A 24,807-nucleotide genomic window follows, 5' to 3' on the forward strand; every position below is an offset into this window, starting at 1 on the left:
CTCAGTGCGACGATATGGCAAAATCCGTGAGTATAAAAATCAGATTTCATAACAACGATATCGTGGCAATAGGCCCCGGTAAGGCTGACTTGCTCGAAGCAATTGAAACGCATGGCTCCATTTCAGCGGCAGGACGCGCGATGGGAATGTCCTATAAACGTTCATGGGATCTGGTCAACGCCATGAACACCAGCTTTAAGCACCCCCTCGTGCACACCAGCAAAGGCGGCAGTCATGGTGGCGGAGCAACAGTGACAACATTCGGTCAGGAAATTTTGCAGCACTACAGGCAGTTAGAACAAAAAGTACACGCCTCTATCGAAGCAGAAGCAGCTGCCATTACCGCATTACTCGATCGCTAAATGACAATAAGCATTTGGTAGCATTTACAGCTACCGATATATATGCTGGAATATCACGATTCATTTTATAAAAGTTGCTTATGGGCACTCGCCTCTTTATTGGTATTGATGACACAGATAATCTGGATAGCCGAGGCACGGGGTTTCATGCCCGGGCGTTATGCAACAGTATCAACCAACGTCATTTAGGTAATTGTCGTTTTGTCACGCGTCATCAATTATTGATGAGCCCGCTGGTTCCCTTTACCTCACACAATAGCGCGGCGTGTCTGGTTGTAGAGCAGCCGGGCGACATTGGGCAATTGGAATCACTGTGTATCGATTATTTGATAGAAAACAGTGCTGATGGCGCTGATGCAGGACTCTGTCTACTCCCTGAGCAGGTACTGACGGTAAGCCTGATGCAATTTGGCATCATTTGTAAGCACCGTGTTGTCACTCAAGCGATAGCAACAAGCCTGGCAACACAACATGGGATTCGCTTGCACGGTCTGACAGGAACCAAAGACGGGCTGATAGGTGCTCTAGCGGCTGCCACCTTATGCGGTTCAGGAAATGATGGTCGCTTACTCTGGCTGGCGGGAATGCGAGATCACGCTGAGCAAACGCTATCGCTTAAACAGCTTCAAGAATCTACCGATATTGCTGTTGTGCAAAATCGTGAAGGGCTACCTCTTGTCGATGTTACAACTCAGATCGATATGGGCACATGGCCCCGGGCAATATGGCTAGGTGGCGAGCCTTGTCTAATCGTTGAACCACATGAGGAAAAAGCAGATGTCTGGCAAGTCGCTGCAAAAAGCTATCTCAAACAGTTCTGAACTTTTTAATTCAAGTCTCAGTAAACATGCGCTGATTGCCTTAGCCGGCGTCATTGCGATGCTCTTACATGAAAGTTTTCGTTATGGGCTAGACTTGCCGGGGCGGCAAGGTCTGACATTAATGGCCATTCTTGTCTTTGTCCGCTGCGCCTCACCCTACAACTACAGCAGCACATTAGCTGGTGCAGGTGGGCTTGTCGCCGCCCTCATCTGGCGAGATAACCCAACGGCTGCGGTGATTGTGCTAAGTCAGGGTATTTTCATTGATTTGTTGTACCGTCAATTGTCGCGCTCCCCAATCACGCTGTGGTTATTACCAGTTGGCGTTGGTTTTATCCATATGATCAAACCCATGTTAAAAGTCGGGTTGATGGTGGTCGCCGGTATTGAAACTGATTCGTTTCGACATGGTCTAGCCTATCCCTTTATCACCCATTTCCTATTTGGTGGCGTTGGCGCTTTGATTGGCTTTATGGCCTGGCGCAGTCTGAAAAAACACACACAATAAATCATTTTTAAGGTTCTCATGAAGCACTCAAAAAATTCGTTTAAATATCGATATATTTCAAAAAATATATCCAAATACCTATTCGCCTTTAGCATTTTCCCTCTGACGCCGGTGTTCGCCAGCGAACAACCGGTTTACGAACTCTCAAATATCGTGGTCAACGCAGAAGCTGAGTCAGGGACTGTTTATCAGGTCGATCAAGACGATATTGAATTGATAGGAGCCAGAAGCTTGGAAGATGCATTGCGCCTATCACCCAGCACCAATGTTCGCTATGGTGGTGATGGCACGCCACGTATGGATATCCGAGGTCTAAGAACCCGGCAGATTAAACTCCTGGTTAACGGCGTACCCTTTAACTCCACCTTTGATGGCCAATTCGACCCCAGCTTGATTCCTGCCTTCGGCATAGGAAGGGTTGATCTTAATGTCGGCAGTTCCTCAGTGCTTTATGGCGATGGGGGTATGGCTGGCGTTATTGATATAAAAACACGCGCGATGGGACAAGGGTTTAATGCGACGACTAAAGTTGAGCGTGGCAGTGATGACTTCTGGCTCGCCAATGGCCAAGTTGGCTATGGCGATGCGGATCAAGACTTCTTCTTTGGCTACGGTGTACGAGATCGCGACGCCTTTTCAGTCTCTAACGATTTTTCCAGCACTCTCACAGCAGATGCTGAAAATTTTCAAGACAGTAACGATCGTAACAACAGTGATAACCGCCGCGAAAACCTTGTGTTAAGTTATTACCGTCATCTAACGGAGAAGTTAACGGTTGGTATCTTCGCCACCTATTTGGAAGGCGAGTACGGCAAACCACCGATCACGCTTGATAACAGCGTAGATGATTTTGCCCAACGTGCACGCTTTGAACGCGTCGAATCTCAACACGGTTACACCATTCAAGTTGGCGCAGACTACGATTTCACCGATAACTGGATCGGTAAATTATGGTTCTTCGATAACCAATTAGAGGAACGCACCGCCAGCTACGACACACTATCGCTTAACACGATCAGCTCAAACAACACGTTTCGTCGTACCGAAGAAACACAATTAAGAGGCTTTCACAGCCAACTCTCTGGTTTATTACCTGAGACTGCGACCCAACTCGCCTTTAGCATTGATCATCGCAACGAAATTTATGATGAGAATGGTATCGAATGCAACATCTCTTCCGGTGGCGGTGGCGGTGGCGGTGGCGGTGGCGGTGGCGGTGGCGCACCTTGCCCAACCACAGCCTATGATTCAACAATGACTGATGAAGATCTGTCTGTGCAGTCTTACGCCTTCGAGGTCACTCAGCCATTACCCTTTAATGTCACCGCAACCGTAGGCATAGGTCATCATAAATTAAATATCGATGGTGCCAGTGATGAAACAGCAAGCAGCGCACAATTTGCATTAAGCAAAGCACTAACATCGATCACTCGCATTTATGGCAGTGTGGCAAGAAAAGTTGATGCCCCCACCATCAGACAACTTTTTGAACAAGATGCAGGTAATCCAGCACTAGGGTTTCAACGCGCTAAGCATTATGAAATAGGCCTCAGAAATCGCTGGCAGCAGGGCAGCTTGGATATCGCGGTTTGGCAATCGGATATTGATGACTTTATCGAACGCGATGACACAACAGACTTATTTGAAAATCGTGATGAGCTAAGATTCAAAGGTGTCGATATCTCGGGCAGTTATCAGCTAACGCCGAAGTTCACGGTTAACGCCGGCATCGGTTTCCTGGACGCTGAAGATACATCATCGAATGCGGCATCGAAGCAGTTGCAGTATCGTCCTACACACAAAGCAACGCTGCAAACGGTGTATACAATGTCACCGCGCTGGCAGTTAAGTGGTGATATCACCCGAGTCGGCTCGCAAAATTACTTCAACCGTAATGATGCGTCAGAGCGGCGTAAGCTGGACAGCTTTGAACTGGTCAATACGCGCCTAAAATACACGGTTCCCAATGGGGCAGCCGATGTTTATGTCGGCATTGAAAACCTGTTTGATGAGGATTATGAAACCAGTTATGGTTATCCACAAGCTGGCCGGTTTCTCTATACGGGCATGAACATTCGTTGGCATTAATGCTCAAAAAAGGAACCATCATGCTCATTACAACTGGACATAATAAATGGGTCAAACTACTCCATCGCTTTTGTCTTCTGCTAATCACGTTCCACCTGACAGCATGTGCTCAATCGACTCAGATGCCAGCCAGCACTCAGGTTCGGCTTGCCGTCGTCAATACGCCCCAAGACAGCGGCTTATTGACGTATTTGTTAGCAGAATTTGAAGCACAGACGGGGCATCAGGTCATCGTGGAGAAAAGTGACGATCCCTTTGCCATAGCCTTGGCAGGAAATGCCGATATGATCATTTCGCATTATGGCAAAGCCGGTATGGCTGAGTTTGTTGCTGATGGATATGGCTCGTGGCCAAACATGGTGTTCGCAAACCAGGCGGCATTAATTGGCCCAAAAAATGATCCTGCTCGAGTCGGTGATAGCAGTAGTCTGGCAGAAGCGTTTAGAGCAATTGCCAACAACGGTCAAACACTGATTGCAAACAATAATGGCGGTATTTCGGCATTGACTGAACTCGTCAGCACAGCGAGTGGACTGTCACTGGATAGCGACTGGTATCGAGATTTAGGCGTTAGCAAAGGACGTGCAATTAAAGTCGCCGAAAAAGAGCATGCCTATGTTATTTGGGGAGCGATACCCTTCCTCACGTTTCAAGCAAAGCATCACACGGAGATGGCCATACTGTTTAGTGCAGATCCTTTACTACAAAGGATCATGGCTATCACGCGTCCCAAACCTGAGCACTTCCCCGCCACCAACACGAAAGCGGCAAAAATATTGGAAACCTACCTACTTAGCACGGCTACACAAACTAAGATAATGCGCTTTCGTGCAGCAGGGTCTGATCACCAACTTTGGTGGCCCGCAGGCAGACATAATTAACAGCGTAGAACTAACAAAAAGAGCCTCAGCCTGAATCAGGCTGAGGCTCTTTTGTGGCGCTATGAAACCCTTAATACGGCCTATTTGCCGCGGTTTTTCACACCTTGATTACCTGGCAACGTGTTTGAGTCTCTCGGCTCTGGCAGGTTGGGATCATTTTTCTTTTCTTCGTGAGCAATTAATTTTTTAAATACAAAACCAATCACAACGAGAACAAGAATGGCGATTATGGTGATTGTCGTTTTATCCATTCCGATTTTTCCTTCGATGATGTCAATACAAAAGCGACTAAGCGTAATTTATTAGTGCTTTTTATAATTTAGCAGAAATCACCAAAAACGCTCAGAAAATTGTCACGCTGTTTTTTTACATGACTGAAAACCAGTGTAATTAACCCACTGTTGTCGCTGGATTCAGTTCTTCTTGTGACACCTGTCTTAGCCATTTTTTGATGAATTCAAATAATCTGAGCCAAAAAAAAGCCCCGACTGGCGGGGCTTTTTCTGGTTTGGCTAACTGTATTATCTGTTGCAGATATACATTGTTACTTCAAAGCCAAAACGCATGTCTGAGTATTCTGGTTTAGTCCACATGATTATTACCTCAATTAAGTTTGTCTGATGTTACGATTTGAATGTTACGCCTCCATGAAGAAAGGCAATACAGCGAATTACTTGTTAGGGGTCAGGATTTTGCTGAATCACTATTTTTTGCTTTACCAGCTTAGTGAATTCAGTAAGGATGGCAATCATAGACACTTTGGAGAACGTTCATGAAACCACAAGTCAGTATCGAACAAGTATTATCCGCCGAGCCACCCTACTTTGTGATTCATAAAGACGAACAGGGCCAACTAGAGACATTAGATAACCATTTTGCCAGCTACCAACAGGCTTTGGACTTTGTCTTAGAGCAAGGCTGGCAGGTAAAGCGTGAGCAAGCTAACAGCTCACTGCATGTGGAAACACGCTTTTTGAAACCCTGATTATTGCTTATCCAATTGCGTAAAGTAGTGATGAATAGACTTTAAATTCGATTGAATATAATCCAAAAAGGCTTGTGTCACGGGCGTCAAATGTTTGCCTTTAGGGTAAACCAAACACCAACTCCGGCGAAGTGGAAAGCCTTTTATTTCAGGACTGACTAACACCCCTTGGTGTATTTCTGACAACACGCTGAGCTTCGGTAATACTGCAACACCCAAGCCCGCTTGCACACCATGTTTAATGGCATCATTCGAGCCTATTTCCATATAAGAACGCAGGTTGAGACGTTGTTGCTGGCAGTGTTGCTCTAATGCCAGGCGGTTACCGGAGCCTGACTCTCGCATCAGTAAGTTTTCATCCATAAACTGCTGTGGTGTAACGTGCTTATTTTTGGCAAAAGGATGACTGGCTGGGACAACCGGAATCAACTCATTATCCAAAAATGGCAAAGAAGCCAGCGACCGATCATTCGGTACTAATCCCATTACCACCAAATCATCACTATTCTGATTGAGCAGCTCTACCGCCTCAGCCCGATTGGCAATATTGAGGGTGACATTCACCGTCGGATACAGCGTCGTGAACTCCTTCAACAAATGCGGAATGGCATATTGAGCAGTACTCACCGCACTCAACCGCAAATCTCCTGATAGCTGGCCTTGCAGCAAGTGCAGATCACTTTGCAAATGCACAATCTGTTCAAATATCGAACGAATCCGTTCCGCCACGTTTTCTCCAGCACGCGTACAGTAAAGTCGTCGCCCGACGTATTCAAATAAGGGCTGCCCCAAAGCCTGCTCTAACTTACGGATTTGTGAACTTACTGCGGGCTGCGTTAAACCCAGTTTTTCTGCTGCTTTACGGTAACCGCGTTCTTGATATACCGCCTCAAAAACCTGCATTTGTCGAAATGACAAACGATTTAATAACTGCTGAAGGGACAGGGACATAGGCTTCCTAATGCATCTAATATAAGTTAAAACTTATCACTAGTAGAAATTATATCAATTTTTAATTATGTCTCGTTTTCACTACGCTATTTGCATCTAAACCGGAGGCTGCCCCATGCTGAAAAAAGTGCTCATTGCCAATCGCGGCGAAATCGCAGTTCGCATCGTTAGAGCTTGTGCCGAAATGGGTATTCGTTCCGTTGCTATCTACACTGAGCCAGACCGCTATGCTTTGCATGTAAAACGTGCCGATGAATCATTCTCCCTTGGTGATGACCCCTTAGCCGGCTATTTAGATCCGCTACGTATTGTGAATTTAGCTGTCGAAACGGGCTGTGATGCCATCCATCCCGGTTATGGTTTTCTCTCTGAAAATGCAGAGTTCGCTCGCCTGTGTGAAAAAAATAACATTACTTTTATCGGTCCCAAATCTACCGTCATCGATAAAATGGGGGATAAAACGGCTGCGCGCGACAGTATGCGTGAAGCTGACGTTCCCATCACACCCGGCTCTGATGGCAACCTCGCCGATCTAGATGAAGCGCTGAGTCTGGCTGAGGAAGTGGGTTATCCGGTCATGATCAAAGCCACATCGGGTGGCGGTGGTCGTGGTATTCGTCGTTGTGACAGTGCAGAAGAGTTACGTCAGCAGTACCCTCGCGTCATTTCAGAAGCAACCAAAGCATTCGGAAGTGCTGAAGTGTTTCTGGAAAAATGTATCGTCAACCCACGGCATATTGAAGTGCAGATCTTGGCGGATACACACGGTAATGTGATTCATCTTTATGAACGAGACTGCTCTATTCAGCGCCGTAACCAGAAACTCATTGAAATTGCGCCGAGCCCACAACTTACCCCAGAACAACGTGATTATGTCGGCGATTTAGCGGTACGCGCAGCTCAAGCTGTGGGTTATGAAAACGCCGGTACGGTCGAGTTTCTGCTAACCGGTAATGAAGTGTATTTCATGGAAATGAATACCCGAGTTCAGGTTGAGCACACCATTACCGAACAAATCACCGGCGTCGATATTGTCCGCGAACAAATACGCATCGCTGCGGGGGAAAAGCTAAGCTACCGCCAGCAAGATATTCAATATCGAGGATTTGCTTTGCAATTTCGGATCAATGCCGAAGATCCCAAAAACGATTTTTTGCCCAGTTTTGGCCGCATCACCCACTATTATGCGCCCGGTGGACCCGGCGTTCGTGTTGATACCGCGATTTATACGGGCTATGAAATACCACCATATTTTGACTCCATGTGCTTAAAACTGGTGGTCTGGGCATTGGACTGGGAAGATGCCATCAACCGTGGCCAACGCGCTTTGGATGATATGCGTTTACACGGAATCAAAACCACTGCCACTTATTATCAACAAATCCTTAATCATCCTGATTTTCGTAGCGGCCATTTCGATACCGGTTTTGTGCCTGCTCACCCTGAACTACTGAATTATTCCGATAAACGACGTCCCAGCGCGGTTGCGCTGGCTTTAGCCACCGCCATTGCAGCCCATACCGGCTGGTAAGCCGCTCTCAAGCTGGAGAAAGATGTATGAAAAAAATTGAAGTTACTGATGTCATTCTGCGTGATGCCCATCAATCCCTTATTGCCACACGCATGCGAACAGAGGACATGCTACCCATCTGCGACAAGCTGGATAAAGTCGGCTATTGGTCATTAGAAGCATGGGGCGGTGCGACCTTTGATGCCTGCGTTAGATTCCTCAAAGAAGATCCGTGGGAAAGACTACGCCAGTTAAAACAAGCATTGCCCAATACCCGACTGCAAATGTTGCTACGCGGACAAAACCTGCTTGGTTATCGTCATTATGCTGATGATGTGGTGACCGCTTTTGTTGAGCGTGCCGCTGACAATGGTATTGATGTATTTCGTATTTTCGATGCCTTAAATGATCTACGTAACCTCGAAACAGCAATGACCGCGGTGAAAAAAGCGGGTAAACATGCTCAAGGCACGATCAGCTATACCACCAGCCCGGTGCATACCGCTGATTTGTTTGTAAAACAGGCTAAAGATCTGCAAAACATGGGGGCAGACTCCATTGCCATCAAAGATATGGCGGGTTTATTAGCCCCCTATCCGACCTACGATCTGGTCAAAGCCATTAAAGCAGAAGTTGATCTTCCGCTGGTCATTCACAGTCATGCAACGTCAGGGCTTGCCGCACAGTGTCAGCTAAAAGCCATTGAAGCCGGTGCCGATCGTATTGATACTGCTATTTCCTCTTTTGCTTGGGGTACGAGCCATCCGGCAACCGAATCGCAAGTAGCGGCATTACGAAATACCGAGTTTGATACTGGACTCGACTTAAACCTGTTATCCGACATTGCCGACTATTTCCGCGACGTTCGTAAAAAATACCATCAATATGAAAGTGAATTTACCCGTGAGGATGTCTCGGTTCAGATCAATCAGGTGCCGGGCGGTATGATGTCGAACCTAGCCAATCAGCTGAAAGAACAAAATGCCCTGGATCGCATTCGTGATGTCTTTGCTGAAATTCCTCGCGTTCGTGAAGACTTAGGTTTTCCACCGTTAGTGACGCCAACATCACAAATTGTCGGCACACAAGCGGTTTATAACGTGCTGGCAGGTGAACGCTACAAAACCATTACCAATGAAGTAAAACGTTATTTGCAGGGCGGTTATGGGCATCCACCCGCAGCCGTCAACGCAGCGTTGCAAAAGAAAGCCGTCGGCAATGAAGACATTATCGAGTCGCGTCCTGCCGATGCATTGCGACCTGAGCTCGATAAACTGCGTGCAGACATCGGTGAACTCGCCACATCAGAAGAAGATGTCCTGACATTTGCCATGTTCCCTGACTTGGGCCGCGACTTTTTACAGCAACGTGCCAACGGCACATTAAAACCTGAGCCATTATTAGCTGCCACAGAAAATGGCAATAATCAAAGCAAAGACCCCATTGCGACAGAGTTTAAAGTCGACGTACATGGTGAAAGTTACGATATCGCCATAACCGGTGTCGGTGATGTCGGTGGCGGTAAACGCAAGTTCTATATCTCCATTGATGGTATGCCTGAAGAAGTCACCTTTGAGGCCTTAAATGAATATATCAGTGAAGGTGTGAGTGGCGGCCGCAAGAAAGCATCGGCACCCGGCGATGTCACCGCGCCGTTACCCGGCAATGTCGTTGAAGTATTGGTTGCAGAGGGCGATCAGGTCGAAGCGGGGCAAGCTTTGCTGGTTATGGAAGCAATGAAGATGGAAACAGAGTTACTAGCAAATATTGCGGGCACAGTGAATAAGCTGCACGTGAGCAAAGGTGATCGCGTGACTCCCGGTGAGACATTGATTGAAATTGCTTAATCTACCAGTAAAAACCGCGACCATAATGCCAGTGTGTACGTGAACGCGGGTAGCTCACACCATAGCCAAAGTGGTCATAGTAATAGGGGTATCCGCGCCAATAAGGATCGTCCTCGTAGCTTGAGACAGTCCAACGGTAGATATCGCTTATCTGCACCACTGGCACGGTCATGGTTTTTTTATCAACGGTGATCGTGTCTTGCTTGGAGATTAAACCTGTTACGGTAACGCGCGTGTCCTCTTTATAAATATAGGGGTCGATAAACTCGTTTGTTTGAGCGAGAAAGCGACCATCACTGTCAGCCTTGATATTAGGTCGTCCAAAACTGTTTAATGGGAATTGAGCAATATGCAATGTTGACCCATTGTCGGTGTTTTCCACTTTGACAATCTGGCCGCCCCAACGCACTTTTTCTCCCTGATGAGCACTGACTTTGCCGTTCAGTTGAGCCAACTGTAAATCAGGGCTGGGAGCATTTTTTATAGCCACAGGAACGTTGCTACAGGCCGTTAAGATCAGCAGCATCACGGTTGATACGAGTATTTTCATGCTTCCTCCAATACGTCCGTAACAATACGGGACAATCATTATTGCTATGGACTGCAAATCGCTGACTGAGTTTCACGATGAAACGGGATGAAGTCAGGAATTTCATCCCTTATAGCGGTAACAAGAAACTGGCACACTGTGTCTGTGACATAACTTAGGGAAGATTTATAGTGACAACAAGAGACACAACCTATCAAGCGCTAATGGCGTCGGCAGAAGACACGTCGTTACGTTCACGCAACCACAATGATGAGTTAATCGGCATCGACTTTTGTCAGCAACTGGATGCACTAAGCAACGAGCAAGTCACAACCTTAGAGCAAGCATGGAATAACAAACGTCGTCAGGCGTTGAAAGAAAAAATCTCGGCTCAGTTTATGATCGTGCAGTTAACGCTATTGATGCTGGTCGCAGCCATTAGTGCCTGGTTTATTGGTGGCATTATCGGTATGTTCACCAGCCTGATTGGCTTAATGGGCTTATTTATCGTTATCGATAGTAAACGTGTCACAGATGCAAAGAAGAATCTTAGTGACGCAGAGCGTGTGTATTCTGTGCTCAGTAAGACGAATCAGAGTTCGCCATACAGACTGTGATATTCCTCCAGCAGATCTGCCAGCATATCTTCGTAATCAATGTCGCTCATGCCGAGGCGTGTCAGCACCAGCTCTTTTGCCATAGGCCACTCAGCATCTATTTTTCCATACTTGTATATTGTGGCAGCATGTGACGCAATCTTGATTAAACAATATAAATCTTTCTGACTCTCTGTCACGGATTGATCATTGATGAAATCTGGTTCGTGATGTCTTAACACCAGCTCACACAAAGACTTCGGCAAATTCCATGAGGAGGCGACAAAATAGCCAACAATGGCGTGGTTAGTCCGATAATGACCTTCTTCAATATCCGTGAAAACATGATGGGGCGAATGATTCGCCTCAAACAGTACGTCTTTGTAATTGTCATACTTCATCGCCATCAATGGTATGCCACAATCCCGGAACAACCCTAGGGCATATAAGTCTTCAGGATAAAGATCAACCTTATCGGCCACGTACTTCAGTACAAGCTGCGACATGGTGGCTACCTCCATCGTATTGTCCCAAAATTTTTCCAGGGAAATCGAGGCCTTGCCACCCAGGCTCTTGCGTAATGTGAAGTAGGTGATGAGATGCTCAAGCTTGTCTGCACCAAGCAATATCACTGCCTGACGAATATCAGATAGCTCACGACTCATACCAAATATAGGTGAGTTAACGGTTTTCAGTACGACAGCAGACAGCGCCACATCCTGCGCGATGACATCAGCAAAGTCGACGGGATCTGGATCGGATTTCGCTAATTCTTGCTGTATCGCAATCAGTACCGTTGGCTTGGGTGGAATGCTGAACTGACTGGTGATGTTCTCTGCATTTGTTTCGCTAATATCTAACATCAAGTATTTCCTTATACGATAAGCCTGATTATCGCTCTGGCTCTATGGTTCGTCCAGCCAGTCTAGTAGTTGGCTGCATCGCATTTGCGACTAATTCCTGCATGCTTTCAAATCGTTGACCAAACTCAGTTAATGCCGCCATGGCATCCTGAGGGTTACCGGCTAGGTAAGTCTCGCGAAGCTCATGCGCCAACGCATGCAAGTTATCATGATTCTGTTCCAGTTTATCCAGCCAGATTTCATCAAACATACCCTGGCCATGAACACGACTCAGCCAACTACCACAGTGACACTTACGGTTATCCATAATCGGCCAGTGTTCAACCTTGTCAGCATCACGTTTTATATTGTTAATAAAACTCTCATACCAATGATTTGAGGTCAACTCAAACAGCTTTAAAGCCTGTTGACGTATCGATAATGGCTGAGCTGCAAAGGTTTGCCACTCAATATTAGGCTTATAGGCATTAAGCCAAATCAATACCTCTTCGGCTGGCATGGGTTTGGCGATACCGTAGCCTTGTGCACGTTCACAGCCGCTCATTAATAACATTAACCCAGATTCTGTGGTTTCAACCCCCTCAGCAATCACCTGGCGGTTAAACGCCTCGGCCAGTCCACTCACACCATCGACAATGGTGTAATCCTGCGGGTCATCTAACATGTCACGAACAAACGTCTGATCAATTTTGATAGTGCTGGCTGTTAAGTGTCTGAGATGCGTCAGTGACGAATAGCCGGTACCAAAATCATCCAAGGCGATCGACACACCAAGCAAATCACGGCATAACTTAATCACTTTACTGATCGCGCCGATATCCCCTAAGGCACTGGTCTCAACAATCTCAAGCTGAAGATAACGAGAATCAATATCAGCGTGTGTTGCCAAAGCCGCTTCGACATCATCAATAAAGTGGGCTGACTGTAAATGCAGTGACGCAACGTTAACGCTCACCTCTATTTCTTTACCTTCGTCATGCCAGACTTGCAGCTGCTGCATCGCTGAACGCATTACCCAGTTACCGACATCAATTTCGATCTCGGAACCTTCAATCAGTGGCAAAAAGTGGATGGGGCTCAGCAATCCCTTCTTGGGGTGAACCCAGCGAATCAATGCTTCCATACCAAACACTTCACCGGTTCGCATATTCACCTTAGGCTGATAAAACAGACGGAATTGATCTTGTTCCAAGCCCAGACGAATTTGCTGTAACCATTGCTGTTTTTCGATGTTCTGGCGGTTCTTCGCCGGATTGAAAAGCTTATAGGTATTTCGCCCAGCCAGTTTTGCTTGATACATGGTTTGGTCAGCATGCCTGAGCAAGGTATCCAAATCCGCATTCTCTTGCGGATAAAAGGTCACACCACTGGAAGCACTAATGTCGATTCGCGTATCATTGACGTTGTAGGGCTGAGCCAATGATTCATGAATGCGGCGAAGCATAAACTCACACTCAGACTGCGATTCGATATCACGAAATAAGATCGCAAACTCATCACCACCAAACCGCGAAATGGTGTCTTCATCTCGCACATTCTTGCGTAAGCGCACGGCCACTTCAATCAGTAACTGGTCACCGACCTCATGACCATAGGTATCATTGACCGGCTTAAAGTTATCCAGATCCAGAAAGCAGATCGCCAACATCGTCTCTGTGCGATTACTGTGTGCCATCGCTTGTGAGAAACGATCAGCAAACAAGACGCGGTTGGGTAGCTTTGTCAGCACATCATAATGTGCCATCATTTCCAGCGTTTCCTGCTGCTGCTTGGTTTGTGTGATATCTGAAAACAAGCCCACAAAGTGGCGACTTTGACCATCATCATCCGTTATCGCTGAAATGGTTAACAATTCGGCATATAACTCGCCATTCTTACGTCGATTCCATACCTCGCCCTGCCAATAGCCATGCTCAATAATCGATTGCCACATTTTGCTAAAAAATTCTGGAGAATGCTTACCTGAGTTGAGGATGTCAGGCCCTTTACCCAGTACCTCTTCACGACTAAAACCGGTTATTTCACAAAAGGCCGGGTTCACATCGGTAATCGTGCCGCTGGTATCGGTAATGATGATACCTTCCTGAGCCTGATTAAATACTCTGGAGGAGAAACGTAACTGTTCTTCAGCTTCTTTACGCACAGTGATGTCATACACTACCAGCAACAGTTCACTGTCGAATGTATCTTGCAAAAAGGATGTGCTGAGCAGGGCGACTTTTGTCTGCCCATGCAGGGTATTTATCTCCAGCTCCATTGACGATGGGGGCTGCGTCTTATCGCCATGATGCAAATGAGCCAGATAAGCCTTGAACTCGTCGCGATAACGTTGAGGGTGTGCCGTAATCTTCCACCAAGACTCTCCCCCCTGAACATGCTCGAGTTGATAGCCATAATTATCGCTAAACGCCTGATTGATAAAACTCACCTCCCTGTTAGCGTTAAGTAGCAGGTAAGGTATCGGTGACCCCTCGATAAGATGACGAAACTTTTGATTGGCCATTGATGCAGCAAAGATAAAGCGTATAAACAAAGCCAGTAGCAAAAACAAGGTCATGGCGACACCGTATATCAGAATCCGTTTTTGCCAGACATCTCGAGGCATATCAGACCAGCCACCCAGCGGTGCTGCTGACAGTATCCATTCTCCTTCCGGTAACTTTAACGTCTGCGTTAGCTTGGGCGAATTAAATAAGGCAGGATCACCAAAAAAAACATCACCTTGTCGGCCTAAACTATCTGAACCTTTGATCGCTAAATTGATGGGCATGCCATCATCATTAAGTCCGTTTTTTTCCAAAAAAAGTTCAATATCAATGACCGCAGAAATCAATCCCCAAAAGTATTCTTCGTTGCTTGCTTGTTTTTGCAAAAAAACAGGGATGCGGGTAATTAAGCCCAACCCCCCTTGTTTTAACTCCAACGGGCCAGCTAATACCAGCTCACGCGTTCGCCTTGCTCTATCCGCCGCCTCAAATTGTGACGGGGTATTTCGATAATCCAAACCCACCGCCGCACGGTTGCCCTCCATAGGGTACATATAGCGAATAACCATATCTGGGGCAGCGGCAATATTGCGTATTTCTGACTGGGCATTGACCAAGTGACGAACCGCTTGTTCAAACTGATCTTGTGACAGCGTTGGGTTAATCGCAAATAGACCAGGCAAACCACGAACGATTTGAATATGGTTTTGTAAGTTAGTAAAAAGTCGGTTGTGATAGAGGCTTAATTGTTTTTGGGTATCGCTGTAGAGCTCGTTCTGATGTCGCTCAACCAAGCTCATATTCAGATACGCTGCAGCGATGAGCAGCAGCGTAGCCAATACTGTCAGTATGCTATAGAAGGCTAGCTTGGTTGATATAGTTTGTTGCATGTCCTAAATATCGACACCAATTAGAGTGAACGTAGTTTTTTTTATGAGTCACGGTGAGTGCTCCCTTGAGTGAGTTCATTATACGCAGCACTATGAGGGTGATGTCGATTCAGTTTTTATTGCTACTAAATCCCTTTCCAAGCCATCAATCACAACCCTGTTTTCTGCCTTGTACTTTTGCTTAATAAAGCGCTTTATCTATCTGGCTAACAGAATGGCATTACTGGCATCAATAATCATCGCGCCAATGCTGATACTGCAATGAATCGACTTTTCCGTCGTATCCTCAGCAACACGACGAACCCGTTCATTCCTTCTAGCAATTGCTCAATATTGATGTCCTGCATCACCGCCATCGGCCGACCACTTAGAGAGGCTTTAGCAAGCAAGTGATGCAGAAAATGCAGGGGCAAACTAGCTTTATTTTGCATTTTCGCTAAAACGCGCTAGCCTGATGTTAGATTGACTCAAACGAAACTCACTCAGAGCGGACTACACGGTTGAAATCACGTTCTCAAAAGCCAGTCGACAATGTGCCTCGTTACATGGGAACGTTTGCTGACTTAATGACACTATTAATGTGCTTCTTTGTATTATTGGTCGCCATGGCGGAAATCGACGCGCTAAAATTCAAAATGGTGGTGCGCTCAATGGAAGATGCCTTCGGTGTGCAACGCCCTGAGCCCGATGAACCTGAAATCATTATGGGCACCAGCGTTATCAAGCAAACGTTTTCCACCGCAGCACCCAAAGAAACCCCTTTATCAACAGTCCGCCAGGCCAGTGATTCAGATAAAGACGCGTTAAAAGTTGAGGATGCCGCAGTGTATGAAGCGGCTAGAATGCAGACATTAATGGATGATTTAACGAAAAAGTTTAGCACCGCCATCAACAACGACCTGTTGAGCCTGGAACAATTACCGGATCGGATCATGATCCGAATCAATGAAAAAACCTCGTTCACCTCAGGGGGAGCCAAATTAAAAACCGCTTTTCTGCCGGTTTTGAGTTTAATAGCTGAGACACTGGCTGAGCTTGATGACACGTTTATCGTATCCGGCCATAGCGACAATGTGCCATTACGATCCGGCAACTACCGATCGAATTGGGAACTCTCTGGCGCACGAGCAACCTCAGTAGTTCATGCTTTGTTAAGACACCCAAAGCTGGTTCCATCACAATTTCGCATCGAAGCTTACGCTGATACGCAACCCGTAGAGTCAAACGACACCGCAGCGGGCCGAGCAACAAACCGACGAGTAGAAATTGGCATTGTAAACAACTCGCCGTAAGCTAAATTATCGCTATATAATCGATCTCAACGCAACGATGAGACCTTCACAACAAACTGATTAAGGACACATCATGAAAACATCTGACCTGCTCGTAAAAGCACTGGAAAACGAAGGGGTCGAGTATATTTTCGGAATACCTGGTGAGGAAAATCTGGATTTCCTTGACTCGTTACAACACTCGTCAATCAAACTTATTGTTACCCGTCATGAGCAGGGTGCCGGATTCATGGCTGCCAATTATGGCCGGCTGACCGGTAAACCCGGTGTCTGCCTCTCCACCTTAGGTCCTGGCGCAACAAACTTGGTAACCCCCGCAGCGTATGCTCAATTAGGCGGGATGCCAATGCTGATCATTACCGGTCAAAAGCCGATTAAAGCCAGCAAACAAGCACTGTTTCAGATCGTTGATGTGGTCAACATGATGCGACCTATAACCAAGTTCACCAAACAGGTCGTGCACGGCAATACCATTGCTGCCATCGTTCGCGAATCCTTTCGTATTGCCGTCGAAGAGCGTCCCGGCGCGGTACATATCGAATTACCCGAAGATATTGCCGCTGAAGAAGCACATGAGCGTATCTACACGGTGGAGACGATTCGTCGGCCTGACGCGGATAACCGCACCATCCAACATGCATTAAAAATGATCGAAGATGCGGAAATGCCACTGTTACTGATTGGTGCCGGAGCCAATCGTAAGCGAACCAGTGTGGCTCTGACCAAATTTGTCGAACACACTGGCATTCCGTTTTTCAACACACAACTCGGTAAAGGCGTTATTGATGAACGCCACGATAGTTATCTTGGTACGGCGGCATTGTCTGAATCCGATTTCCTCCACTGCGCTATCGATCGTGCGGATCTGATCATCAATGTGGGTCATGATGAGGTCGAAAAGCCGCCTTTTTTCATGAAGGATGGTGGCGCACAGGTTATTCATATCAACTTCCATGCAGCCGAAATTGATCCCGTGTACTTCCCTCAACTTGATGTCGTGGGTGATATTGCAACATCAATCAACCGCTTATGTGCCGGCCTTTCAGCGCAACAACATTGGGACTTTTCATACTTCTACAAAGTGAAAAAAGAAGTGAATCTTCGCCTTTCAAAATACAGCGATGATGAGCGTTTCCCCGTCTTACCTCAGAGTGCTGTGCGTATTATTCGCGATGCGATGGGCGAGGAAGATATTCTGGCGCTTGATAATGGTGTGTATAAAGTCTGGTTTGCCCGTAACTACCCAAGCTATTACTACAACTCGTTGCTTTTGGATAACGCTTTAGCCACGATGGGTGCTGGTTTACCCACTGCTATGATGGCAAAACTGTTACACCCAGAACAAAAAGTGATGGCCGTGTGCGGTGATGGTGGCTTTTTGATGAATTCACAAGAGTTGGAAACTGCAGTCAGATTAGGGCTGGATCTTGTGGTGCTGATTCTCAATGACAACGCCTACGGCATGATTCGCTGGAAGCAGGAAGGTATGGGCTTCAAAGATTTTGGCCTCACCTTTAATAACCCCGACTTCGTCAAATATGCGGATAGTTATGGTGCCATTGGCCATCGTCCTACTAGCCATGCCGAATTTACTAAAGTGCTGGATACAGCCTTGAACTCAAAAGGTGTTCATTTAATTGATTTGGCGGTTGATTATTCGTTGAATCATTCGATATTGAATGAAGGCCTCAAACAAAAAATCTGCATTCTGTAAGGAGACCCCGATATGAACGCTATTCCCCACTTTCCCTTGATGATCGCCGGTCTAAACAAAAACCAAGCTAATCATGCAGAAGTTTATTCACCTTATAGCGATAAGCTCATTGCCACGGTTGATAAAGCAAACGGCGATGACGTTGAGCTGGCTTTGGCCACTGCTCATGCAACGTATCGTGATCGTAAAAACTGGTTGAGCGTTGTTGAGCGCATCACTATTCTCGAAAAAGCTGTGGCGATGATGACAGAGCAAGCAGATGAGTTAGCTGCCGGTGCAGCCGAAGAAGGCGGCAAGCCACTGCCAGATTCTAATGTAGAGATGGTGCGTTGTATTGATAGTATTCGTGCTTGTATTGATGGTCTGCGAAATGATGCACCACACACCATTCCAATGGGCATTAACCCAGCATCACAACATCGCTTGACTACCATCCGTAAAGAGCCAATTGGTGTTGTGGTTGCCATTAGCGCTTTCAACCATCCATTAAACTTGATTGCACACCAAGTAGGCCCCGCTATCGCAACAGGCTGTCCGGTTATTGTTAAACCAGCGGAAAATACGCCTTTGTCTTGCTTTCGTCTGGTAGAGATTTTCCATAAAGCCGGTCTGCCCGCTGAGTGGTGTCAGGCATTATTAACGGAGGATCATCAGGTTGCTGAACAATTAGCTACTGATTCTCGGGTCGCATTTCTTAGCTTTATCGGAAGTGCCAAAGTCGGTTGGTATTTGCATTCTAAACTGGCACCCGGTGCACGTTGTGCACTTGAGCATGGTGGCGTTGCCCCCGTTATCGTCACTGAAGAGGCAGATATCGATGCTGCAATACCCGGTTTGGCAAAAGGCAGCTTTTATCACGCTGGCCAAGTCTGTGTCTCCGTACAGCGGATTTATGCACACAGCAGCATTGCTCGTGAGCTTGCAGACAAACTCGCCGCTGCGGCACAAACTATGGTCGTTGGCGACCCTTTATCTGCTCAAACCGAAGTTGGCCCGATTATTCGTAAAGGCGAACTGACCCGAATCGCATCCTGGGTACAAGAAGCCGTCGATTTGGGTGCCGAGTTGCTGTGTGGTGGACAGGAAATGGCGCATAATTGCTATGCACCAACCGTATTATTCAACCCGCCAACCAAAGCAAGAGTTTCACACGCCGAAGTGTTTGGTCCCGTTGTATGTATTTATCCATTTGACGATCTCGATGCAGCCATTGAACAAGCCAATTCATTGGAATTTGCCTTTCAGTCATCGGTGTACAGCAAAAATATTGATACCGCTTTATATGTGTCAGACAAGCTCGATGCTTCTGCCGTCATGATCAACGAACATACTGCATTCCGTGTCGACTGGATGCCATTTGCTGGCCTTAAACATTCAGGCTTGGGCACTGGCGGCATTCCTTACACGATGGAAGATATGCAGGTTGAAAAAATGATTGTAATTACCTCAAAAGGTATCAGCTGACACGCGTAAACTGGAACTAATTAGTCAGGCACAGCATAAACATCAGTAAAAGGATAATTAACAGCACAGCGTTGTCAGATTAATCGGAGGCACAGCGATATGCAGATGACGCTTTTTAATACAAGGAATCAGTGGCCATGCAGTTATGGACTAAACGGCCTTTCCTGATCGCCCTAATCAACCTGATACTGCTTCTGTCAGTAGTCACTTATGTGGCTGCTGACAACGATGTCAGAGCAGTCAAAAAATCTCAGCATAACGATACTTTTAAACGCTTATCCAGAGACAAGCCTCACCTGTTCAACCAAATCGATAACGGCTGTGTATTACCGGGCGAAGTTATTCATTTAAAAGGCGATAATCTCAGCAGTCTTAACAACTATCACTTGGTACTGAGGACGAAACGTCAGTTCGTTGCCCTCAAACAACTCAGCATCAGCAAACATCAGATCCTTGTCCAGATCCCTCGTGATACCGCACTCAAGCGTGGGCAACGCTATTCATTGTTATTACTTGGTAGTGAAGGTGTAAATGTCAGTAAAAAAACCGGCATTAGCTTGAAGCTATGTCCTACTATCAACAAACGGCGTCTATTAACGGTTCGAGAAGCGCATGAAGATGGCGAAATACTGATCTTGGCCAGTTCTGGCATTACCGATCAAATTATAAAAGAAGGTACCAAGCTAGGGTATATCTTATTACGCCGCTACCAACTTAACAGCCTCAATCAAACGCTAATGGTACTGGGTGGCTCAGACAAAAAACTCACTCGCGCTATATCTAATCTCAGGGCGACATTCACTGATGCAAAAATCGATTTCAATCATCATTATTTCACCAACCAACAGCCTGCCTTAATCAAGGCTACCCACCAAGTGCAGTGGCCCGCCCGCTCAACCTGCCTCCCCAACAACGCTAACCCTGTAACAATAGGCTTGCTGGATGGTGGCATTGATCTGGCACACCCTGCGTTAGCGGCCAAAACCATCAAGACACACAACTTCTTATTACCTGCTCAAACTACGGATAATCAGCATGCCACCGCGATAGCAGTCTTTCTTGTGGGCAATCAAGATCAGCAAGGGGTCGAGGGGCTAGTTCCCTTTGTTAGCTTGAAAGCGGCTGGTGTAGTGAGAAAACAGTCAGGAATAGGCATCGCTACAGCAGAGTCTCTCACTCGTGCGCTCGACTGGTTTATCAAAGAACAGGTGCAGCTGGTGAATGTATCGTTGACCAGTCCACATGCCAACACAGTCACGGACGCTCTTTTTGCCGAAAGCATCAAGCAAGGACTTATTATTTTCGCAGCGGCCGGTAATAATAGCCAAAAACTCAGTGCTAGCTATCCCGCTGCCCTGCCTGGTGTTATCGCTATCAGCGCCGTAAATGCCGAAGGTAAAGTGTTAGCCTCAGCAAACCAAGGCGACTACATCGATTTCGCCGCTCCCGGTGTCGATATCAGAACCATTTCCGGCAAACAACACGATAAATACCCTTCCGGCACCTCATTTGCCGTGCCGCATGCTATCAGTATTGCTGCTTTGTATTTAAACCAACAGGCAAGCCTCTCTCGTGACCGTTTATTTGAAAGCATGCAACATCACGCCGTCGATCTAGGTAATCAAGGTTATGACAACCACTATGGTTGGGGGCAGTTACAGGTGTCGCAGAAAATGTGTCACCACTAGCATGTGCTAACAGTATCCCCTTGCTCTGTCAGACTTTCTGAGTAGAGGCTAACTATGGCAGCCATCGGAGCTTCGACGTGGACGTGGGTATACAAAAAAGTGAGGCAGTGGTGCATTAATGTTGCTGGATAAATGTGACAATCTCATTGAGCAAGCGACCTTCACCGCGCAAGGGTTTAGCAAGTTTAGACACCATCGCTACATGACCATAGCCATCAAACTCAACTAATTCCACTTTACCCTTTTTTTCTTGAATTTTAGCAGCAAGATTACGGCTATTTTTCGGCCAAACCGTCAAGTCGTTATTTCCCACCAGCAGCAACATGGGGGGACTGTTGCCATCAACAAAATGAATCGGCTGACTTTGCCAACGCTGATGCTCTGGTCCAAAGATGGTTTTCAGTGTGTCACTCTTAAGAGGAAGAAAGTCATAAGGCCCAGCCAGACCAATCATGCCTCGAAGATCGCCTGGCCCTAACGCGTAATGAGCAAGATAGCGTTTATCTAGCACTAATAAGGCGGCGATGTGTGCGCCAGCGGAATGTCCAGCCACAAAGACCTGATTACCATCACCACCATGCTTGGAAATATTCGTTTTCACCCAGTCGACCGCCCGCGCAGCGTCATCAACAAAGTCGGGAAAAATCACATCCGGGTAAACTCTATAGTCAGGTAAGACGACTATGAAGCCTGCCGAACTCAACGCTTCAGCGACAAATTTATAATCTTCCTTGCGACCTGACTCCCAACTGCCGCCATAGAAAAAAACGATCGTTTTGCTTGCGGTGTTTTTCGCTACATCAAGAGGTAAATAAATATCTAACTTTTGCCTGTCATGAGCGCCGTAGCCAATATCGGCAATCCTCTGATAGCCATTATCAGGGATCACCGCATTCAACACGGTTATCGGGGTGCAGGCACTGACCAACCACAGCAGTCCTGCAGAACATAAAGCGTGTATTGAATGACGAGGGTTTTGCACTCTTTTGCCTCTATAGAAATGCCTTTTTTCACCACCATGGCGCACAAACAGCATAAGCTTTTGAGTTATCAGTATTTATTTGTTCACGTGAAATTCACGTAAAGCTAACCACACTCAAATAGCCCCTAATTTCACTGGGATTCGTTATATGTCAGGCCGCAGCTTATTGTTACCCGCTATTGTATTAATACTCTCTCAAAGCTTGCTATCCCTCTCTGCACAAGCCGACCCCGGAGACATGCTGATACCGTACCAATTCGATGCGGCGAACAGTTTTGATAATGGTAGCGCCACAGTCGTTAAGGTAAAGCAAGGCCGCCCTCTAACGGGTCTTATCAATCACGCTGGTGAATACGTTTTGAAAGCACAAAAAAACACCGAAATTTATGATTTTCGTTCGGGACTGGCACCGATAAAGCATGGTATTCATTGGGGATTTATCAATCGTGCAGGTGAACTGACTATTGCTGCTGAATTTGCCAAAGTGATGCATTTCTATCATGGCTATGCAGCCGTGCTAAAAGACGGGAAATGGGGATACATTGATCAGCAAGGAGCTTGGCTGCTTGAGCCCCAGTTTGAACGAGCATACCGGTTTAACAATGATGGTATTGCCAGTGTTAAACAAAACGGTATGTGGGGCTTTATTCGAAAAAATGGTACCTGGCTTATTAAGCCACAGTATCAAGATGTATTAATTTTCGATGAGGGTTTGGCACCAGTAAAAACAGCAACAGCCTGGGGCTATATCAATGAAAAAGCCGAGTTTATTATTCCACCGCAGTTTGATCGGGCTCTCGATTTTGAAACCGGCATTGCCATCGTCAACCAAGGCAAAGAATGGTGGTTTATCAACAAAGATGGTTCAGCCATCACTGAAAAACGCTATGACAAGCTTCTACCGTTTCGCGAAGAAATGGCTGTCATTGTGAAAGACGGCAAGCATGGCTATGTCAATCGGGATGGCAAAGTCATCGTCTCCCCCCGCTTTGATGATGCCTGGTCATTTAGTGACGGGCTCGCCCGTGTCGAAGTTGATGCTAAAGTGGGTTATGTCGACCACACTGGTAAGTTTGTGATCACACCACAATTTAAATGGGGTCACTCTTTCAGTGAAGGTCTGGCGGCTGTCACATTAAATTATTGGGAATACGGCTATATCGACAAACAGGGCATTATGGTGATCAAACCGCAATTTGATGATGCCCAGCCATTTCATGATGGTATGGCTGCTGTGCAGGAGCAGGGTAAGTGGGGCTATATTTCTCGTCAGTGATAGTCATCATAGTATTTAAGCACGAGTAATGGCTTATATCCCGTCGCACAGAGGTTTTTATCATAAGCGCCATCATTATCGCGTTTAATCGTCGCTGAAAACCAGCGCACCCTTACCTCTGTAAACCACTGATAATATTAAATAAAAAGCAGCCCTCACCAAAAAACCTTCATTACGATAAAGAATTCCACTTGTAGGAGCTAATTCTTTATGCAAATCTAACACTACCAGATTAAAGTCAATATTTACGTAGAAAAAAATGATTAATAAAGAAACCAATAACAATGGCGCTGGCTGCTCGCAATGTCAGGATACCCCAGAGCTCGAATTTCAGTTCTCAATGGCTTTTCAGCCCATCGTTGATATAAGCTCAAAAACCATTTTTGGATATGAAGCCCTCGTTAGGGGCATCAATCAAGAGCCGGCTATCGAGGTGCTGAACAAACTTAACAACGATAATCGCTATCAGTTTGACCAGACTATCCGCGTAAAAGCACTTCAACTGTCATCTGAACTCAATCTTGAAGGCATGCTAAGCATCAATTTTCTGCCTAATGCGGTTTACAATCCTAAAACCTGCATTAGAACGACCCTCGAAGCCGCAAGAAAACTTAACTTCCCTACAGATAGGATTATGTTTGAAGTGACGGAAGCGGAAAAAATAACCGATCATGCTCATCTGAAAAATATTTTCGCTGAATATAAAAAACATAACTTCACTACGGCTATTGACGACTTTGGCTCGGGCTACGCAGGATTGAACCTTCTTGCCGACTGGCAACCCGACATTATCAAACTGGACATGGGTTTGGTAAGGCATATTGATACCGATCCTGTTCGGCAGGCTTTGGTCAGAGCAATGATAACGGCTTGTTTGGGGCTGGATATTAAAGTGATCGCGGAAGGTATTGAAACTAAAGAAGAGCTGAAAACACTTATCAACATGGATGTGGTTTTATTTCAGGGTTATCTCCTAGCCAGACCGCAATTTGAGGCTTTGCCTGAGATCACTGAAGAGGTCTGGCAAACTATTAGTCATGCTCAAGCCAACTGACAACATGCCATGAAACTGGC

At 46.4% G+C, this 24,807-nt stretch carries 23 protein-coding genes; 15 read left to right on the plus strand and 8 right to left on the minus strand.

The window, feature by feature from the left end; genetic code table 11:
- Positions 1–26 precede the first annotated feature (26 nt).
- The 5 genes from MDMS009_RS07495 (at position 27) to MDMS009_RS07515 (ending at position 4,660) form a co-directional block, all read left to right on the plus strand.
- The gene (locus MDMS009_RS07495) at positions 27–362 is read left to right on the plus strand and encodes a winged helix-turn-helix domain-containing protein (RefSeq protein ID WP_237700493.1); all 336 of its coding nucleotides are present in this window, start codon (positions 27–29) and stop codon (positions 360–362) included.
- Positions 363–442: 80 nt separating this feature from the next.
- Positions 443–1,183, plus strand: a complete 741-nt coding sequence (locus MDMS009_RS07500; protein ID WP_008290970.1) for a hypothetical protein — start codon at positions 443–445, stop codon at positions 1,181–1,183.
- Positions 1,140–1,691 carry a hypothetical protein gene (locus tag MDMS009_RS07505; protein WP_043888047.1) on the plus strand — a complete coding sequence of 184 codons (552 nt, stop codon included), beginning with the start codon at positions 1,140–1,142 and terminating at the stop codon, positions 1,689–1,691. Before MDMS009_RS07500 ends, MDMS009_RS07505 begins: the two co-directional genes overlap by 44 nt.
- 111 nt (positions 1,692–1,802) lie before the next feature.
- Entirely contained in the window at positions 1,803–3,779 is a 1,977-nt protein-coding gene (locus MDMS009_RS07510) for a TonB-dependent receptor (protein ID WP_161596151.1), read from the plus strand.
- 20 nt (positions 3,780–3,799) lie between these two features.
- Positions 3,800–4,660, plus strand: coding sequence for a hypothetical protein (locus MDMS009_RS07515; RefSeq protein ID WP_043888048.1), 861 nt, complete (start codon positions 3,800–3,802; stop codon positions 4,658–4,660).
- 80 nt (positions 4,661–4,740) lie between these two features.
- Here the strand turns inward: MDMS009_RS07515 and MDMS009_RS16255 are convergent, their stop codons facing one another.
- Positions 4,741–4,911 carry a hypothetical protein gene (locus tag MDMS009_RS16255; protein ID WP_008291004.1) on the minus strand — a complete coding sequence of 57 codons (171 nt, stop codon included), beginning with the start codon at positions 4,909–4,911 and terminating at the stop codon, positions 4,741–4,743.
- A 270-nt stretch (positions 4,912–5,181) separates the two neighbouring features.
- Positions 5,182–5,253 carry a pyrroloquinoline quinone precursor peptide PqqA gene (pqqA, locus tag MDMS009_RS16580; RefSeq protein WP_081443609.1) on the minus strand — a complete coding sequence of 24 codons (72 nt, stop codon included), beginning with the start codon at positions 5,251–5,253 and terminating at the stop codon, positions 5,182–5,184.
- Positions 5,254–5,432: 179 nt separating this feature from the next.
- Between pqqA and MDMS009_RS07520 the strand changes: the two genes are divergently transcribed.
- The gene (locus MDMS009_RS07520) at positions 5,433–5,645 is read left to right on the plus strand and encodes a hypothetical protein (RefSeq protein ID WP_043888049.1); all 213 of its coding nucleotides are present in this window, start codon (positions 5,433–5,435) and stop codon (positions 5,643–5,645) included.
- Here MDMS009_RS07520 and MDMS009_RS07525 read toward each other — a convergent pair whose 3' ends face one another.
- Entirely contained in the window at positions 5,646–6,596 is a 951-nt protein-coding gene (locus MDMS009_RS07525) for a LysR family transcriptional regulator (protein ID WP_008291085.1), read from the minus strand. It lies immediately after the preceding gene.
- 115 nt (positions 6,597–6,711) lie between these two features.
- Between MDMS009_RS07525 and MDMS009_RS07530 the strand changes: the two genes are divergently transcribed.
- Both MDMS009_RS07530 and oadA read left to right on the plus strand, forming a co-directional pair.
- Entirely contained in the window at positions 6,712–8,127 is a 1,416-nt protein-coding gene (locus MDMS009_RS07530; RefSeq protein WP_008291051.1) for an acetyl-CoA carboxylase biotin carboxylase subunit, read from the plus strand.
- A 26-nt stretch (positions 8,128–8,153) separates the two neighbouring features.
- On the plus strand, positions 8,154–9,953 hold the full coding sequence (gene oadA, locus MDMS009_RS07535; RefSeq protein ID WP_008290895.1) for a sodium-extruding oxaloacetate decarboxylase subunit alpha: 1,800 nt from the start codon (positions 8,154–8,156) through the stop codon (positions 9,951–9,953).
- Position 9,954: 1 nt separating this feature from the next.
- On the opposite strand, the gene MDMS009_RS07540 is transcribed toward oadA, so the two are convergent.
- Positions 9,955–10,503 carry a Slp family lipoprotein gene (locus MDMS009_RS07540; protein WP_008291136.1) on the minus strand — a complete coding sequence of 183 codons (549 nt, stop codon included), beginning with the start codon at positions 10,501–10,503 and terminating at the stop codon, positions 9,955–9,957.
- A gap of 170 nt (positions 10,504–10,673) precedes the next feature.
- Between MDMS009_RS07540 and MDMS009_RS07545 the strand changes: the two genes are divergently transcribed.
- On the plus strand, positions 10,674–11,099 hold the full coding sequence (locus tag MDMS009_RS07545) for a hypothetical protein (RefSeq protein WP_154646994.1): 426 nt from the start codon (positions 10,674–10,676) through the stop codon (positions 11,097–11,099).
- On the opposite strand, the gene MDMS009_RS07550 is transcribed toward MDMS009_RS07545, so the two are convergent.
- The 3 genes from MDMS009_RS07550 to MDMS009_RS16485 form a co-directional block, all read right to left on the minus strand.
- The gene (locus MDMS009_RS07550) at positions 11,075–11,941 is read right to left on the minus strand and encodes an HDOD domain-containing protein (RefSeq protein WP_008290889.1); all 867 of its coding nucleotides are present in this window, start codon (positions 11,939–11,941) and stop codon (positions 11,075–11,077) included. The genes MDMS009_RS07545 and MDMS009_RS07550 overlap by 25 nt on opposite strands.
- 28 nt (positions 11,942–11,969) lie before the next feature.
- On the minus strand, positions 11,970–15,317 hold the full coding sequence (locus MDMS009_RS07555; protein WP_154646995.1) for an EAL domain-containing protein: 3,348 nt from the start codon (positions 15,315–15,317) through the stop codon (positions 11,970–11,972).
- 236 nt (positions 15,318–15,553) lie between these two features.
- Complete coding sequence (locus MDMS009_RS16485) at positions 15,554–15,748, minus strand: hypothetical protein (RefSeq protein ID WP_237700494.1); 195 nt, start codon at positions 15,746–15,748, stop codon at positions 15,554–15,556.
- Between the two features lie 69 nt (positions 15,749–15,817).
- Between MDMS009_RS16485 and MDMS009_RS07560 the strand changes: the two genes are divergently transcribed.
- The 4 genes from MDMS009_RS07560 to MDMS009_RS07575 all read left to right on the plus strand — a co-directional run bounded on the left by MDMS009_RS07560 (position 15,818) and on the right by MDMS009_RS07575 (position 21,475).
- Positions 15,818–16,609, plus strand: coding sequence for a flagellar motor protein MotB (locus tag MDMS009_RS07560; protein ID WP_008290881.1), 792 nt, complete (start codon positions 15,818–15,820; stop codon positions 16,607–16,609).
- A gap of 73 nt (positions 16,610–16,682) precedes the next feature.
- On the plus strand, positions 16,683–18,323 hold the full coding sequence (locus MDMS009_RS07565) for an acetolactate synthase large subunit (protein WP_008290966.1): 1,641 nt from the start codon (positions 16,683–16,685) through the stop codon (positions 18,321–18,323).
- A 12-nt stretch (positions 18,324–18,335) separates the two neighbouring features.
- On the plus strand, positions 18,336–19,787 hold the full coding sequence (locus MDMS009_RS07570; protein WP_008290978.1) for an aldehyde dehydrogenase family protein: 1,452 nt from the start codon (positions 18,336–18,338) through the stop codon (positions 19,785–19,787).
- Positions 19,788–19,924: 137 nt separating this feature from the next.
- The gene (locus tag MDMS009_RS07575) at positions 19,925–21,475 is read left to right on the plus strand and encodes a S8 family serine peptidase (RefSeq protein ID WP_008290909.1); all 1,551 of its coding nucleotides are present in this window, start codon (positions 19,925–19,927) and stop codon (positions 21,473–21,475) included.
- A 115-nt stretch (positions 21,476–21,590) separates the two neighbouring features.
- On the opposite strand, the gene MDMS009_RS07580 is transcribed toward MDMS009_RS07575, so the two are convergent.
- Positions 21,591–22,403 carry an alpha/beta hydrolase gene (locus tag MDMS009_RS07580; RefSeq protein WP_008291128.1) on the minus strand — a complete coding sequence of 271 codons (813 nt, stop codon included), beginning with the start codon at positions 22,401–22,403 and terminating at the stop codon, positions 21,591–21,593.
- A 202-nt stretch (positions 22,404–22,605) separates the two neighbouring features.
- Between MDMS009_RS07580 and MDMS009_RS07585 the strand changes: the two genes are divergently transcribed.
- Positions 22,606–23,733: a WG repeat-containing protein gene (locus MDMS009_RS07585; RefSeq protein WP_008291081.1), complete on the plus strand. Its 1,128-nt coding sequence runs from the start codon at positions 22,606–22,608 to the stop codon at positions 23,731–23,733.
- Between the two features lie 259 nt (positions 23,734–23,992).
- A complete protein-coding gene (locus tag MDMS009_RS07590; protein ID WP_008290933.1) occupies positions 23,993–24,787 on the plus strand; it encodes an EAL domain-containing protein in 795 nt (264 codons plus the stop codon).
- Positions 24,788–24,807 lie beyond the last annotated feature (20 nt).

The organism is Methylophaga thiooxydans DMS010, from assembly GCF_000156355.1.
GTDB lineage: Bacteria > Pseudomonadota > Gammaproteobacteria > Nitrosococcales > Methylophagaceae > Methylophaga > Methylophaga thiooxydans.

Excerpts from the sequence above, each read along its gene's own strand:
- MDMS009_RS07570 (WP_008290978.1), top strand. The coding sequence starts at position 18,336 with ATGAACGCTATTCCCCACTTTCCCTTGATGATCGCCGGTCTAAACAAA.
- MDMS009_RS07530 (WP_008291051.1), top strand. The coding sequence starts at position 6,712 with ATGCTGAAAAAAGTGCTCATTGCCAATCGCGGCGAAATCGCAGTTCGC.
- MDMS009_RS07590 (WP_008290933.1), top strand. The coding sequence starts at position 23,993 with ATGATTAATAAAGAAACCAATAACAATGGCGCTGGCTGCTCGCAATGT.
- MDMS009_RS16485 (WP_237700494.1), bottom strand. The coding sequence starts at position 15,748 with ATGCAAAATAAAGCTAGTTTGCCCCTGCATTTTCTGCATCACTTGCTT.
- MDMS009_RS07585 (WP_008291081.1), top strand. The coding sequence starts at position 22,606 with ATGTCAGGCCGCAGCTTATTGTTACCCGCTATTGTATTAATACTCTCT.
- MDMS009_RS07500 (WP_008290970.1), top strand. The coding sequence starts at position 443 with ATGGGCACTCGCCTCTTTATTGGTATTGATGACACAGATAATCTGGAT.
- oadA (WP_008290895.1), top strand. The coding sequence starts at position 8,154 with ATGAAAAAAATTGAAGTTACTGATGTCATTCTGCGTGATGCCCATCAA.
- MDMS009_RS07540 (WP_008291136.1), bottom strand. The coding sequence starts at position 10,503 with ATGAAAATACTCGTATCAACCGTGATGCTGCTGATCTTAACGGCCTGT.
- MDMS009_RS07520 (WP_043888049.1), top strand. The coding sequence starts at position 5,433 with ATGAAACCACAAGTCAGTATCGAACAAGTATTATCCGCCGAGCCACCC.
- MDMS009_RS07550 (WP_008290889.1), bottom strand. The coding sequence starts at position 11,941 with ATGTTAGATATTAGCGAAACAAATGCAGAGAACATCACCAGTCAGTTC.
- MDMS009_RS16255 (WP_008291004.1), bottom strand. The coding sequence starts at position 4,911 with ATGGATAAAACGACAATCACCATAATCGCCATTCTTGTTCTCGTTGTG.
- MDMS009_RS07575 (WP_008290909.1), top strand. The coding sequence starts at position 19,925 with ATGCAGTTATGGACTAAACGGCCTTTCCTGATCGCCCTAATCAACCTG.
- MDMS009_RS07565 (WP_008290966.1), top strand. The coding sequence starts at position 16,683 with ATGAAAACATCTGACCTGCTCGTAAAAGCACTGGAAAACGAAGGGGTC.
- MDMS009_RS07555 (WP_154646995.1), bottom strand. The coding sequence starts at position 15,317 with ATGCAACAAACTATATCAACCAAGCTAGCCTTCTATAGCATACTGACA.
- MDMS009_RS07505 (WP_043888047.1), top strand. The coding sequence starts at position 1,140 with ATGTCTGGCAAGTCGCTGCAAAAAGCTATCTCAAACAGTTCTGAACTT.
- MDMS009_RS07525 (WP_008291085.1), bottom strand. The coding sequence starts at position 6,596 with ATGTCCCTGTCCCTTCAGCAGTTATTAAATCGTTTGTCATTTCGACAA.
- MDMS009_RS07515 (WP_043888048.1), top strand. The coding sequence starts at position 3,800 with ATGCTCATTACAACTGGACATAATAAATGGGTCAAACTACTCCATCGC.